Genomic DNA, 14,533 nt, shown 5'->3' with positions numbered 1-14,533 from the left:
ATTATGCAATTATCCTCTCGCTTCATGAATCTTATCCTTGTATATTTCAAACCATTGTTGCCATTCATCTTTAGAAAATTCTTTCTCTTCTCCTTTTAAAACGTAAGAAAAAAGATTTAAACAAATATGCCAACCAGCTATATCTCTCGGTGTATGATCTGTTAATTCATGAATGTACTCTTTAAGAAGTAAAAGAGTACCATTTTCCTCTTTATGTATTTCAAATCGGACACGGTCTTTATCCCAAGTAAATTCAAGTACTGAGTTTAGTTGACATTCTAAAATATCAATGTTTATGAATGAACCGTCCATCATGTCGAACTTTATTATTCCACCAGTTTTAAGGCTTTCAATCTGTAAATTGGACATCCATTTTTTCAGCTTACTGTTTTCTGTTAATACAGACCAAACTTCCTCTACCGTATATGGAAATTCGCGTTCAAATTTTACAATATATCCACCAGTTAGTTTCCCAATTTCAGCTATCATTTTAATTGCCTCCTTATATAGAATATATGTTCTCATCTCATTTTACACGAATATAAATATAAAATAAATATTTATGTCAGCGAAGTGTTAATTTAAAGTGAATGGTGCTGAGAAAAACTTAAATATTTTCTAAATCGAGTTATATAATATTGAAAATTAAATATAGATTTGCGTACAAATAAAAAAGCCGCATTTGCGACTTATGAAATCATAGGATTAACTCCTGTTTTGTTGAATGATTAACGCTTAATCGCATCGACAATTAGCGATAGAAAACCAAGTTTATCGCCTTTATTTCTAGAATCATACCTTTTCGAACGGAAAATAACACCGTCGTTTGCATCCCATTCGTTGTAATAAAACCGACCATTTTCATCACAATATTCAAGTAAAACTACCTCGAATCCAGCAGTTTCAAACATTTTCGTTAATGTTATATAATTATGAACGATTTTATGACTTGCTGCTGGATGATCTTTCGGACCGGGTCCCCCTATTTGAACTATATTTTGATATGCCTCATCCTGAAAGAATGCATCAGGGACTCCGCACCGAATATGACCAGATGGTTTTAAAAATTCATAACAAATTTCAGCTGCTCTTACACCTTCTTCAAAAGTAAGGTGTTCCCATACATGCTCAGCTAAAATAGCTGAAATAGAGTTGTATTCAAATCTTCCTTCCCACGTAGCTTTATCTAGTAAGTTAAGTTCATCTTCTTGCGTTTGAATCCAACCTGGATTATTATTAAACACTCCAGCTCCGACAACTACTTTAATTTCGTCTTGTTTTATTGCCACCATGTTCACCTCTTAAACATTTTAATTCATTAATATATTCTATGTTTACTATTATCCTTCCTCCTTCAACAAATGTAGTAACATGAGTCCAGTACAATACCGAACTCATGCCCTAAAAACTCTCTAACGCAACAATCTGTCTAACTCTATAAAATTAGTTCATAATATACGATTTTTCTTACAGAAATATAGCACAGCAAACATTAGCATAATACCAATTACGTAAAAAATTGTTGTTCCGCTCCCACCAGTATTAGGAATTACCCAATTATTCTTCGCATTTTTCACTGTTATTTTTTGTGTCTTTACTGCTTCTGTAATTTCTATTTCTATTTCTATTGGATCCCTAAGTAACATGTATCCGTTCGGTGCTTTTATTTCTTTAATCGTATACTTTCCAATTGCTAATTGGTTGGAAATTACCTTTCCTTTTTCATCCGTTATTAATCTACTAACTTCTTTCCCTTCTTTATCTAACACTTGAAATACAGCGCCTTTTAGCTTTAATTCACTATCCTTATCATCAACTTTTTCAATTTCAAATTGCCCAGTCGGATCTGGCAATTTCTTATTTTCTATTTTAATTTCTACTACTGTATCTTTTTCTATTTTTACAGCTATTTTTTCTTTTAATAATTCATAACCTTTAGGTGCCTCTATTTCCACTAGGGTATAGTTTCCTATTGGTAAGTCCTTTGATATCATTTCTCCTTTTTCATCTGTTATTAACTCTCCAACTACTTTTCCTTTTGAATCTTCTATATGAAACTTTGCTCCTGCTAGTTTTTTATTTTTATCACTTATGTCTACTTTCACAAGCTTCATTTTCCCCATTGGATCTGGCAATTTCTTATTTCCTATTTTAATTTCTACTACTGCATCTTTTTCTATTTTTACAGTTATTTTTTCTTTTAATAATTCGTAACCTTTAGGTGCTTCTACTTCCACTAAGGTATAGTTTCCTATTGGTAAGTCTTTTGATATTACTTCTCCTTCTTCATTTGTTACTAGTTCTCCAACTATTTTCCCTTTTGAATCTTCTATATGAAACTTTGCCCCTGCTAGCTTTTTATTTTTATCACTTATGTCTACTTTCACTAACTTCATTTTTCCTATTGGATCTGGCAATTTCTTATTTCCTATTTTAATTTCTACTACTGCATCTTTTTCTATTTTTACAGTTATTTTTTCTTTTAATAATTCATAGTCTTTTGGCGCTTCTATTTCTACAAGGATATAGTTTCCTATTGGTAAGTCTTTTGATATCGCTTCTCCTTCTTCATTTGTTAATAGTTCTCCAACTATTTTTCCTTTTGGATCTTCTATATGAAACTTTGCTCCGACCAATTTTTTATTATCATTATTACTATCAACTTTTTTTATTTTTACTTTTCCAGTACTAGGCTTGTTCCAATGTTGCCAGTTAAATTTGAAATTGTGAAATTCAAATCCACCAGTTTGTTGTACCGCACCGACAAATGCTTGTCCATTAATCGAACCGCCTTTTGTTTCTAATACAGCATTGGGGGCAAACACACTACCAACGACACCATATCCCTCTGTTATAATTTTTTTCGCATTTGGAAAAACCCAAATCACTTTCCCATATAGCTGAGTAAACGGGGAATTAGGAGAATATGGTTGTGATGTAGGAACTATATCTGTAGCCCTTCCAATATTGTTCGTGTCATATAGAATAGACCCATTTTTAAATGTAACCTCTGTTGCATCCGAATACATAACAATAAAATCTTTGTCCTTAGCATTTGGTAAAAATACATCTCTTATATCTAAATTAATTTTCCCTGTCAATTCTGATGAAACATAAATATTAGGATTGTTTATATCTTTTCCGATTCCATGACTCATATTTGGAATTGGGGTATTTGTTTTATATTGACCTGCATTTTTACTGACTTGGTTCACTATATTGCGAAATTCATTAAATTTCGCGTCAATTTCTAGTTTTTCTTTATAAACGATACGATCATAAGAGGATTGTATGATGCGATCTGGATCACTCTCTTTTGTCATTACTACTATTCCGTTTTGAATGATAAAAGATTCTTCTCTTGATTTCTTAAATTTTCCAGACAACAACAAGGACGGATATCCCTCATCAACCCATTTTTCACCTACTATATTAGATGTTCCCGCTGCAGCACCTACAATTGTATACCCCGATGCATCCATATCACCTTGAACTGCAGTTGCTCCTTCAATGTCGCCACCTATTGCTTTATGGTTACCAAAGACAACTGCATTATAACGCGATATATCACCTAGACCTTCTAAGTTTGTCGTGGATCCATATACTTCTTTTGGTACATATATGACAAAACTTACACTTAACATTAACAAAACAATAAAATGAATACTTACCAGCTTTAATCGTAGCCTCAATTCCTTTGTTCCCACCTTTACCGTATTTTTTCTATAGTCGAATAAAATGACATATTCACCAATGAGGATTTACTTCATCTTTTATATACTTTATATACTTTCTTTACTTATCTCTGAATTTCCGGTCCCACTTCCCATTAATGCAGGATAAATAAATACATTCTATCGAGTTAACCTTTTCTTATAAATTACGACTAGAAACACACATAACAATAGGATTGGAACTATTACAGTCCACTTATTAAATATAAATATCTCTGTACTCACTTTTTGTTTTTCTTTCCCGTTTAACTCCACACGCACACCTCGAACTAGCAACCTATTGGTGTTTACTCCATAAGGCGTACACGTAATTAAAGTTGTATAATCTTTATTTTCTACAATTTGTAGATCGTCCGTTTCGTGTGGTAACACTACTTTAATTTGATCTACTTTATAAGCAAGAACTTTGTCTAAAGAATGAATATAAAAAAGATCTCCTTCACTCAACTTATCTAAATCTGTAAATAATTTTGCTGATGGTAAACCACGATGCCCTGTTAAAATAGTGTGCGTATTTTCTCCACCTATCGGGAGCGAAGAAAAATCTAAATGACCTATCCCGCGGCTCAATACTTCCTCAGATGTCCCTTGATAGATTGGCAGTTTTATATTAATTTTCGATATTTCAATATACCCCATTACATCTCCTAAATTTAACGCATCAGCATATGCTTGATGATTACTTTTTTTTTCAGAAAATGGATCAGTAAATGTTTTCGTGGAAGTGTGAACTTGTTTATTATATTCGGCTGCTTCTTTTTCCCTACGTTCGACTTCTTTCTTTTGTAATGCTTTGATATTCTTATCGTAAGAGCTAATCTCAGAATAATGTGCACGAGTCGCCAACCAATTACTAATAGTAGGATATAAAAAAACACCTAATCCAAATAAAAAAATACCTCCCAAAACAAGATTTCGTTTCATATTTCCACCTCTGTATATGCTTAAATATCGAAAAGAGGGAAGCATTTTGCTTCTCCCCTTTTCCCATAGTTACATGTTCCTAAAATCTTAATTATTAGCAGACTTTTTTCTAAAGAAAACAAATGCCGCTGTAACCATTAACGTAAGACCTATTACAGTAAAAAGAGTCGTTCCTATGCCACCCGTTACCGGAAGAACCCATCCACTTTTATTATTTTCAATCGTTAATTTAACCGTTTGATTATTTTCGCTAATCTTTACATCAATGGGATCTTTTAATAATTGATAAGAAGCTTTTGTACCATCTTCTTTTGTATATGTTGGAGCTTTCGTTTCGAAAATTTGATAGTCTCCATATGGAATGTTAGACCATTTAATAACACCATTTTCATCTGATACACCTGTTACTTCTTTTCCTGCTACAACAACTATTTTTCCATTTTTATCTTTAAGTACAAACTCTGCACCTTTTAATTTATTCTTATTAGCACCATCAATTTTTGTTAACTCAATTATTCCAGTTGTTGGAACAACAACTACAGGTTTAGATTCCTTTTCTTCAATTACATCATTTTTATTTGTAAAATCAATTTTTGCTGTATTTAAAATTTCCGAACCAGATGGTACTCCTTCTTTTACTTGAGATTTAATTTGCAAATGAAATTCTTTTTTACCATCTAATTTTGTGAAATCTTTTACTGTAGCTGTTACTTTTTGACCTTCTATAGCTACCTCTACAATGCTTGCATTTACTTCTGCTCCATCAATTTTCACGATTGGCTTTCCTTGAATCACTAAACGATTATCCAAAGTATCTGTTACCACATATTTTTTGTATTCCTTAATGTCTTCTGGAATTAATGTTTTAATATCATAATTATAATTAGTTAACGGATTGATCGGTAACGCTTCCAATTTTCCGTTAATCTTTTTATCAATTATTGGTTCTTCATAGTTTTTCACTTCTAATTTAACTACTGTACCAGAAGTAATAGTTCCATCTTCATTAATTGTTCCGGAGTTCTTAACAAAAAACTCACGTTTAGTTGGATCTATTACATAGCCTTTCGGAGCTTTTGTTTCTTGGAAATAGTATTCTCCATACACCAATCCTTGCACGCGAATATGACCATTAGCATCTGTTACTAACTCTTTTTTCACTTCTGTACCGTCTTTTTTAAATAAAGAGAATACTGCACCTGCTAATGCTTTTTCATTTACACCAGTTTTTATTAAATCCACTGCACCACGTTTAACCTCATTTTTAGGATACATGTGAACATCATAGTTTAGCACCTTACCCTCTTTATTCGTTAATGGGATATCCACTGTATACGTATTGGGATTTAGATTAACATGTGGAGGTCCTGCCACTTCTTTCACCTCATAACGTCCTAGTGAAATATCTTTTAATACAGCTTGTCCGTTATCATCTGTTACTACTTGCGTTGGAGTTGCTCCCATTACAGGTTTCACATCTTCTTTCACGATTTTCCCATCGTTTGAAATTTTTTCAAAAGACGCAACCTTTTTCACTTCAAACGTTACACCTTTTAATGGTTTCGCATCTTTTGGCACCTCTTGATTTGCAGAACCGTCACCTTCTAGTCCCTGCGCTCCATCTTTTTCTTGTTCATACTTATGAATCGTTAAAGTACCTTTAGATGGTGAATCTGCCTTTACTAATACACTAGACCATGTAGAAAATGTTAAGAATAACACTAAAAGCACACTAAATATTTTTTTCATTTCTCTTATCCCCTTTACTACTTCTATCATTTTAAAAATCTCTTTATTACTATTACCTTCTTAAAAGCAATAGTGTGCCAAGTATCAGATTTAAACGAATAACATAAAACATAGTCGTCCAACAATCCATTGTTTACAATCACTTATTCACATTTCTTATCTTCTATTATTACGTTGTCTCTCCACATGATATATGTAATTTTCTCCCCTAAATTACACTTATATCTCTACTTCAAAAATCATTACATTTGTTACATAATAGCTTTCACTGCTAATTTCGACTAGTCACTTACTGTCAATCTATTAATTTCTCACTTCCTATCCCTATTTAAAATCCAACCTTAATCATTTTTAATACATATAAGTAATAACCAACAAATAAGTGTGACGATTCATATTTTACGCTACTGTCCAAAACTATTACCTGTATATTCAAATAATATGTGCTATTCATGTTAAATTATGGTATTATTCTTAGAAGTTTATAACTTTTATTTATATTTTTTATTAATAAAGGTTTTCCGTTTCTACTTATGAAAAAAGGAATATATGTTTATTTAACTATTACGCATAACTGTAAGGAGGAAGAATATGACTAAAAAGCTCAGTCTAGTTGAGATAGAGTACATTTGCAATATGTTTTTCCAATCTTTTGAAATTCCAGTTTGTTTTTTAGATTGTAACAAAAATATCCTTTTAGAATTCACATCAAAAAATGATTCACACTTGTTGTATACATCAAAAATAGAACAGTTACATGTGCTTTTTCAGAGAAATGATACATATAATTCCCCCATCTTCAGAACTCACGAACATCTAGGGCACTTCATTTTAATTCACATAAAGAGCGATTATATGGTGAACGGTACTGTTATTATTGGGCCCTTGGCACATGTAAATTTTTCTACAAGTAAAGCGGATAGTAAACTTAATTTTATTCCAAATTATAAAAGAACAAGAGACCATTATTTTTCATTGTCAGTCAAAGATCAAAATTTCTTTGTAAATATAGCAATATTGTTCTATAACATTCTCTATAAAAAAAATTCAGATGTAAGCACATTTTCAAATAACAGTGACTCACTTCATATAAGTCATAGCAGAATCTTAAACGAAGATGTATATATTTCAATGCAAAAAGACGAATCCATTTATCATAATTTATATATAGAGCAGCAACTACTTGGTTCTATAGAAAACGGGGATAAAGAAACCGTGCTCAAATATTATTACGAATTCCAACAAGAGACTCTTTCATCTTTATCTTCATTCCATCAATTAAGACGTCATAAAAACATTTGTATTTCATCCATTACGCTCGCCACTAGATATGCGATAAAAGGGGGTCTTCCATCTGGGATAGCTTACAAAATTTATGATTTACATATTCAAAGAACAGAAAATTTAAAAGACAAAGAATCTGTTTGGGATTTATTAAAAAATGCTTTTTGTACCTTTGCAGACCGTGTAAAGGCACAAAAAACACAGCAACATTCACAGACTATTGCTATTTGCAAAAACTACATTCTTAAAAACATTTACAATCCAATATCTGTTAAACAACTTGCTAAATTTGCAAATGTGAATTCAGATTATTTATCTATATTATTTAAAAAAGAAGTCGGTATTTCATTAATTGAGTACATTCAACGTGAACGAATCGAAGAAGCAAAGAAATTATTAACTTTCACCACCTATCCCTTATCAGACATATGCGCTTCGCTTAATTTTAGCGATCAAAGTTATTTTACTAAAATTTTTAAAAAATTCACCAATGAAACACCTGGTAAATATCGAAAATCTCATGTTGTCATTTAGAGTGACACTTCCATTAAAGCAAAGTGTTTTCAGTAACTTATCAATGGCAAATTAGAAGTACTCCTATATTCATGAGCTATAGGATTTATGCTATTTTCAAATCAAAAAACACGTTACTATTCTCATTAAAATAAAAGAATAGTAACGTGTTTTATATGTAATATAGTTCTGTAGACAGAATAGTATCCAACTGCAAATTTTTATAAAGGTCAAATGTACCGCTTAACTATTAAAATCTTAATAAGTAAAAAATCCATATTTCGTTTTATTTACTTTCTACTTTATTTCTTTTGAATACTGAACTCTTTTCTTCAAACGAATAATCCCTACTATTATTTTTGTATCTTTCTAAATTTGCGAATCAAAGTGAGTACTGTACCTGTAATAATCATCAATATGCCGATTGCTGCACTGTTAGTTGTACTTACACCCGTCTTTGGCAGCTCCTTATATGTATATTCTTTTTTATCGCTATTACTGTTGTTTGAAATATTACTCTTATTTGTCTTATTAGCAAGACCATTAGGTTTGCTAGTTTCTTTATCTTTCACTAATACTTTTTGTATTGTATTTACCTCATTACCCACGGAATCTCTTACACTATATATTATTTCATAAATACCAGCTTTAGTTGTATCTATAGTTCCTTTATACGCTACTTTAGAAGTAAGATCACCGTCTTCTTTGTCAGTAGCCGATACTCCTATCAACGGATCAAATTGATCACCCTCAGTAATCGAAGTTGTAGCAGGTACTTTTAGTATTGGTTTTTCATTTTTAATTTCTTCTCTAACTTTGACCGTTACAGTTTGCTTCGCCGTTACTTCATGACCTTTAGAATCTGTAACCGTGTACGTTAATACGTAAGTACCGGCTTTTGATGTATCTACTTCACCATCAACTTTAATTTTAGAAGTGAGATCACCGTCTTCTTTATCGATAGCTAATACTTCTGCCATTGGAACAGATGAATCTCCTACATGAAGTATCGCTCCAACAGGCACTGTTAATTTAGGTTCTAAATCTGATATTTCTCCATTTCCCTCTACAATTACAGTCTGTATAGCCGTTGCATTCCCGCCTTTAGAATCAACAACCAAGTATTCCACAATGTATGTACCTGGTTTTGAAGTATTTACATCGCCTTTATGCTTTACTTTATTTGTTAAATCACCATCTTCTTTATCAACAGCTTTTACATTTCTCATTGGATCAAACGTATCTCCTACACGTAGTGTAATCGTAAACGGTACAGTTAACTCTGGAGCTTGGTTTTCTGCTGTTTTTTCGTTTTCTTTCACTTTTTCTATAATTTTTGCAGCATCAAAAGCATTTTGGACTGCTTGAACTTCAATTGAGTTCGTTCCATATTTATTAGTTGCCACTTTAAGGCATGCCAATTTCAATTCAGAAAAATTAGAAGTCATGTTTAATTCATCAGTATTTGCATAATAGAAAATATCAAACATTTTATCTTCACCAATGCCATTTACATTTACACCGTTATGAGTACCACCTTGTGCAATTAAATACGCAACTTTATTAATAATACTTGAGTTAAAATGAACGCCTCCATAATCCTCTCCATTTAAATCATTATATTTACTATAATCATCAGGATACGGTAGTCCATCTGAAAAATTAATTGCAGTTGGATTTTTCATATTACGAAAAATCGATCCAGTTTGTTCTCCTATTGTCCAGTTAAATTCCCCATTATTTATGTATTTCTCTATAGCCGTTCCCATAATATCCGATAATGCCTCATTAATTGCCCCAGATTCTCCTGAAAATTCAAGGTTAGATTCACTTGATGTAACTGCATGTGTAAATTCATGACCGGCTATATCGAACGCTTTTACCATAGGATCTCCATATAAAAGCATACTAATGTTATTAATATTAGTACTAAATGCATTTTCCCAATTTTCAGGATCATTTGTTCCTCCAGAATCCCATGCATGTACAACTGAAACTACTTTATTTCCTTTATTATCAAAACTATTACGCTTATATTTTTCTTTATAAAAATCGTATACCTTTGTTGCTAAGAAATGAGCGCTTACCGCCTTTGGATCATTAAATGTTGTTGAAACGCTAGTTGCTAGTATACCAGGATAATAACTTTCTTCATTTGTAATATCTCTATAATTTACATCATATGTCTCAATTCCTTGTCCTCTTGTGTAATCAGCAAGCGCATAATTCCCACTGGTCTGTTTAGAAATACCAAATGTACGAGTTACGCCTAAATCATCTTTTCCTGTTCCAGTTAATGATGTAAAATTGCTAGTTTTATTTTCCTTAACGGATTGAACATACTCTTCACTTATTTTCAAACTTGATTCTTGTACCATATCTTTTAACATTTCACCATTATGAGCATTCACTAAATAAGTTCCAGATACATAATTTGGTGTTGTAGCAGCAAATGTAACTTGATATGCATTGCTAGCCTGTCCATGATTTTCATCAACAAAAATAACTGCCTTAACTTCTGGCTCAGAAATAAATTTAGTATCGTTTCCGTACTTTTTATAAATATATTGTTTTGCTTCTTCTTTTGATAAATTAATAGGTTTCTTTAAATCTTCTTGTGTTAAATTTTGTGCGCTATCTCCTGAAATACTTTTAATAATACCTTTTTTATCTACGTGAGCAGTCAACTGGTGACCATATACTTCTTTTCCTTCATATATTTGTTGCATGCGCACAAGTGTAGTTCCATCATAAGAACCACGTTTTTGAAGAACCTTGTAATCTACTCCTGTTTCTGCACTAACTTGTTTTGGAGACAAAGCATGCTCCGTATTTTCCTTAAGTGCATCTTTCACTACATTCTCTGGCGCCTTTTTTGATGGTTGTGTAAGATCACCTGTACGGAACGAATCCTCTTGAATTTCTACTTGCATTTGACCAGTTTCCTCTGCATGACCTAATCCATATGGCGTTACACTTGTTAAAACGAATCCTGTTGTTAATGCAACTATAGCTATTTCTTTTTTATTTCCCATGATATTCCCCTCGTATAAATTCCTATTATTTATATGAAACTGCTAAAATGTATACAATCTATTCCTAACATAAAAAGATGACTTTTGTAATCAACAAAAGCCACCTCTTTAATATGTAATATCCCTAAAATGTTTTTAATACATAATTTCTATACAAAAAAGAAAAAAGCATTCATTAACGAGCATTTTGCAATACTTTTATTAGGTCATTTATATTTTCAACTTTCTGTTGAAACTGATCAAGTCTGCTATGTAGCAATGAAGGATTTTTATCTTCAGTTGAAATAACTTGTTTTAATTCGTTTTCTAATTTATCATACATATCAAAGAAATTATCAAATTCTACACTTACAAGCTCTTCATTTTCGCGATAGAATCTTTTTGCTTCTATATAAGTCATATATGATTTATTTAAAAATCCTAATGAAATTAAATATTTAGAAGTGTTTTCTTGATAAATAGCAATATCACACGCTATTTTAATATCAGAATAAGTCTTTTGAACAAGACAATGCAATTCAAAAATCTTAAACTTTAATCCATTATTCATTTCATCCCCTCCCATCGTATCTATTCTACATAAAATTAGAATATTATACAAAGAAAATTATTAGCATGAAATTGACAATTAAAAAGATAACTTAAGGATAAACAAATTCCTCTCATTACAAATTATAGTTGCGAAGCATTTACCAACTTAACAGAAAAAATAAAAAGCGAAAAGAATAAATCCCTTCCGCTTTTAGAGTAATAAATACATTTCATATTGCGCTAAAGAATTCTTTTCAAATCCACATTTCTTTAAAAAACCCTCCAGTAAATTATTGTTAGGAAACCCAATTGATAAACTTGATAAAATTAATTCTTCTCTTGCTACTTCTAATAATTTCATCCCAACACCAATATTTCTATAAACTTTGTCTACGAAAATAAAACTAATTTTACCTTGTTCATTTACACATAGAGAGCCTTTTAAGTCATTATCGACATATGCACCATAAAATACATTATTTGTTTTTTCGATATAATCAACATCATTTTGCCAATTTATATGGAAGTTTAACCATTTCTGAATTTCATCTTTAAAAGTTGGAAATTCTAATTGTTTTACTTCAATATCCTTACAATCTTTATTCATTATTTTAGTCAAATCATTTAAATTATAATAAGAAAGATCGTACACTTTTTCATAGCCCAACTTATTATAAAAATGAATCGCTCGGTCGTTTCCTACAATGACTTCGAGAAAAAGTTGCTTACATCCATGTTGAATCACCTCTTCTTTATGCAGTTCAAATAATTTTTGACTCACACCAATACCGCGGTAATTAGGATGAACCGCTAATGTTCCACAGCGCATAGTCTTTATACTTTCATAATCCTTTATACCACCTAATATTACGCCAACTGATTTGTCACCGTCTAAAGCAAGAAAAGAATGTTCTAGCAAATTACCTTCTGGTCCAAAAAAACGTTGTATAAAACCCTCTTTTGAAACTTCCATCTTAATAATATAATCGGAAAATCCATCTTTAAAAGCTTCATATACTAAATCAATATTTACTTCACTACACCTTTTATATTGAATCATATAAAATTGCCCTCCAATTGCTTGTATTAATCTCAACATGTACCCATATAATATATTCCATCTATTATAAATTTCAGCTCTTAATTTGAAATGAACGGACATTTCCCTACATATAACTTACTATTAATTTGTTTTATAACAAACTATCTATTATTTACTACATTAATCTCATAAACACGTAAAAAAGCAATTAAATGCTCACATGCTCTTTCGCATGCTAGCATTTTAAAGATTTTTTGTTCTTCTTTCGTTTTATCATTTGCTTGATCTGAAGCAGCTTTTAAACATAAAAATGGTTTTTTATTTATTTGACACACATAGGCGAAAGCTGCTACTTCTTGATCAACTGCCAATGCTCCGTATACAGTATGAAGTAAATATCTCATTTCTGAACTACGAATACGTTGATCTCCAGATAAAAATGTACCGAAATGTATCGGATCATACAATCGTATTTTTTTTATTCTTCTTACAAGTGATTTTGTTGTTTCAATAGGTGCTGTTCTACCGTTATATAAATTAAAAACATCTTCTCCTGAGCCAGCAGCAGTAACATCGTGTTGTATTGCGTTTAGTGCTACTACAATATGACCGTTTTTCACTTTGTTTGATAAACTTCCGCATATTCCTGTCATAAACAACTCATCTGGCTGAAACTCACTAATTAACAATTGTACACAACTAGCGCAGCTTACTTTACCGACACCAGTTACAACTGATATAATTTCCAGCTCATTGATAGTATGAAAATGAAATTCCCAAGCTGCTCTTTTTTCAACACGTTCACTCGGATAATGTTGATGCAAATACGTCAGTTCTGGTTCCCATGCAGATACAATTGCAATACGTTTCATTACACGCTTCACTTCCCCTATTGTCATTTAAATAAGTTATCTATACTTTCTCGTTCATAATCTGGAATCCATTCTTTATATTTCTTATATAAATCTCGTATTATTTCTTTATTCTTCGCAATTACTTCACATCCTCTATCATCATACATAAACATGACAATATCTTTCGTTGCATTTATGAGAAATACATCTGGATAAGAAATTTCTTTTTTCCGTCCAAATCGAGGATACAAAACAGAGAAATCCTCATGATTAGCAGCTTGTATAAGCGATTCATATTTAATATCTTCCGCAAGACATTTTAAAGAAAATTGATATGTACAATATAATGTGAAACTTTAATCAGTTCATCCCCCACTGATTATCAGCCCTCACCAATCGGGCTTTTAGGGGCAGCCCGCCCCCCACCTACCTTCTTTGCTTTCGCTGAATTTTGAGGTGGGGGTCTTACTGCCCGGCAAATAGCGGGATAAATCTGCCTCTTCATCTTCAAATAGAAACGGTAACGTTTCTTGTCTTATATGAAATCTTAAATCTCTTTTCTTAATATATTTATTGTATACATTTATTTTCTGTGGAGTTTTTGTGTTTTCCTTTTTAAATCTATAAACATTTGTCACTACAAACACTACATCTTCTTTTGAAAATATGTCTTCAAATAAGAATTTATTATATGTATATAGCTGAGAAAAGTATTCCATATTTAAATCGTCGGTTCCTTCTACAATTTGATATTTATCTTTTCCAAAATCAAAATACAAATGATTTTCCCACTGAGAATATAAGTACGGTACTAATGTAACTCCTGGAAATGTTTGATTCATATATTCTTTTAATTGCATTTCCTTG

The 14,533-nt window shown here is 31.5% G+C and carries 10 protein-coding genes and 1 pseudogene; 1 reads left to right on the top strand and 10 read right to left on the bottom strand.

The annotated features are described in order from the left end of the window. Positions 1-9: 9 nt before the first annotated feature. The 5 genes from ACLBXA_RS18450 to ACLBXA_RS18430 form a co-directional block, all read right to left on the bottom strand. Positions 10-489: an SRPBCC family protein gene (locus tag ACLBXA_RS18450; protein ID WP_016077658.1), complete on the bottom strand. Its 480-nt coding sequence runs from the start codon at positions 487-489 to the stop codon at positions 10-12. 239 nt (positions 490-728) lie between these two features. Next, complete coding sequence (locus tag ACLBXA_RS18445; protein ID WP_141481291.1) at positions 729-1,292, bottom strand: class I SAM-dependent methyltransferase; 564 nt, start codon at positions 1,290-1,292, stop codon at positions 729-731. 156 nt (positions 1,293-1,448) lie between these two features. Then, positions 1,449-3,692, bottom strand: coding sequence for an MSCRAMM family protein (locus ACLBXA_RS18440; protein ID WP_136804123.1), 2,244 nt, complete (start codon positions 3,690-3,692; stop codon positions 1,449-1,451). A 162-nt stretch (positions 3,693-3,854) separates the two neighbouring features. Continuing rightward, positions 3,855-4,658 carry a class C sortase gene (locus tag ACLBXA_RS18435; protein ID WP_079997319.1) on the bottom strand — a complete coding sequence of 268 codons (804 nt, stop codon included), beginning with the start codon at positions 4,656-4,658 and terminating at the stop codon, positions 3,855-3,857. An 87-nt stretch (positions 4,659-4,745) separates the two neighbouring features. Beyond that, on the bottom strand, positions 4,746-6,407 hold the full coding sequence (locus tag ACLBXA_RS18430) for an LPXTG cell wall anchor domain-containing protein (protein WP_082180164.1): 1,662 nt from the start codon (positions 6,405-6,407) through the stop codon (positions 4,746-4,748). A gap of 591 nt (positions 6,408-6,998) precedes the next feature. Between ACLBXA_RS18430 and ACLBXA_RS18425 the strand changes: the two genes are divergently transcribed. Next, positions 6,999-8,225 carry a helix-turn-helix domain-containing protein gene (locus ACLBXA_RS18425; RefSeq protein WP_000162842.1) on the top strand — a complete coding sequence of 409 codons (1,227 nt, stop codon included), beginning with the start codon at positions 6,999-7,001 and terminating at the stop codon, positions 8,223-8,225. Positions 8,226-8,557: 332 nt separating this feature from the next. Here the strand turns inward: ACLBXA_RS18425 and ACLBXA_RS18420 are convergent, their stop codons facing one another. The 5 genes and pseudogenes from ACLBXA_RS18420 to ACLBXA_RS18400 form a co-directional block, all read right to left on the bottom strand. Next, positions 8,558-11,239, bottom strand: a complete 2,682-nt coding sequence (locus tag ACLBXA_RS18420; RefSeq protein ID WP_150158034.1) for a M4 family metallopeptidase — start codon at positions 11,237-11,239, stop codon at positions 8,558-8,560. 175 nt (positions 11,240-11,414) lie between these two features. Further along, positions 11,415-11,789: a hypothetical protein gene (locus tag ACLBXA_RS18415; RefSeq protein WP_001059022.1), complete on the bottom strand. Its 375-nt coding sequence runs from the start codon at positions 11,787-11,789 to the stop codon at positions 11,415-11,417. Positions 11,790-11,981: 192 nt separating this feature from the next. Further along, entirely contained in the window at positions 11,982-12,830 is an 849-nt protein-coding gene (locus ACLBXA_RS18410) for a GNAT family N-acetyltransferase (protein ID WP_336454846.1), read from the bottom strand. Between the two features lie 143 nt (positions 12,831-12,973). After that, the gene (locus ACLBXA_RS18405) at positions 12,974-13,711 is read right to left on the bottom strand and encodes a phosphorylase family protein (RefSeq protein WP_002082744.1); all 738 of its coding nucleotides are present in this window, start codon (positions 13,709-13,711) and stop codon (positions 12,974-12,976) included. Next, a pseudogene (locus tag ACLBXA_RS18400) lies at positions 13,708-14,526 on the bottom strand (DUF3885 domain-containing protein). Before ACLBXA_RS18400 ends, ACLBXA_RS18405 begins: the two are co-directional and overlap by 4 nt. Positions 14,527-14,533 lie beyond the last annotated feature (7 nt).

The sequence above is a fragment of the Bacillus sp. D48C genome (genome assembly GCF_053345735.1).
This window is presented reverse-complemented; position numbering and strand designations above follow the sequence as displayed.